General features: G+C 64.0%; 1 protein-coding gene. It reads left to right on the forward strand.

The window, feature by feature from the left end; translation table 11 throughout:
* Positions 1-1,176 (forward strand): elongation factor Tu (gene tuf / locus MU516_RS19350; protein ID WP_209060000.1); only part of this gene is annotated, 1,176 nt, incomplete at its 5' end.
* Position 1,177: the final 1 nt, after the last annotated feature.

The raw sequence follows: 1,177 nt of genomic DNA on the forward strand, positions 1-1,177 counted from the left end.
ATGGCAAAGGCAAAGTTTGAACGGACGAAACCGCACGTCAATATCGGGACGATCGGTCACGTTGACCACGGCAAGACGACGCTGACGGCGGCGATCACGAAGTATTTTGGTGATTTCCGTGCCTATGACCAGATCGACGGCGCGCCGGAAGAGAAGGCCCGCGGGATCACGATCTCGACGGCGCATGTGGAATACGAGACGGACGCGCGGCACTATGCGCATGTCGACTGCCCGGGCCACGCGGACTATGTGAAGAACATGATCACGGGTGCGGCGCAGATGGACGGCGCGATCCTGGTGGTGAACGCGGCCGACGGCCCGATGCCTCAGACGCGCGAGCACATTCTTCTGGGCCGCCAGGTCGGCATTCCCTACATCGTGGTGTACCTGAACAAGGTCGACCAGGTTGACGACGAGGAACTGCTGGAGCTGGTCGAGATGGAAGTGCGCGAGCTTCTGTCCAGCTACGAATACCCGGGCGACGACGTTCCGATCATCAAGGGCTCGGCGCTGGCGGCGCTGGAAGGCCGTGACGAGGCGATCGGCGAGAACTCGATCCGCGAGCTGCTGAAGGCGGTGGACGAGTACATCCCGACGCCCGAGCGCGCGGTGGACAAGCCGTTCCTGATGCCGATCGAGGACGTGTTCTCGATCTCGGGCCGGGGCACGGTCGTGACCGGCCGGGTCGAGCGTGGCGCGGTGAACGTGGGCGACGAACTGGAAATCGTCGGCATCCGTCCGACCAAGAAGACGACCTGCACGGGCGTCGAGATGTTCCGCAAGCTGCTGGATCGCGGGGAAGCCGGCGACAACATCGGCGCGCTGCTGCGTGGCATCGAGCGTGACGGGGTCGAGCGCGGCCAGGTGCTGTGCAAGCCGGGTTCGGTGAAGCCGCACACCAAGTTCGAGGCCGAAGCCTATATCCTGACCAAGGAAGAGGGTGGCCGGCACACGCCGTTCTTCGCGAACTATCGTCCGCAGTTCTACTTCCGGACGACGGACGTGACCGGCACGGTCGAACTGCCCGAGGGCACCGAGATGGTGATGCCGGGCGACAACCTGAAGTTCACCGTCGAACTGATCGCCCCGATCGCCATGGAAGACGGCCTCCGCTTCGCCATCCGCGAAGGCGGCCGCACCGTCGGCGCAGGCGTCGTCTCCAAAATCATCGAGTGAT

Origin of the sequence: Paracoccus maritimus, from assembly GCF_025195095.1 — a bacterium.
Classification (GTDB): Bacteria; Pseudomonadota; Alphaproteobacteria; order Rhodobacterales; family Rhodobacteraceae; genus Paracoccus; species Paracoccus maritimus.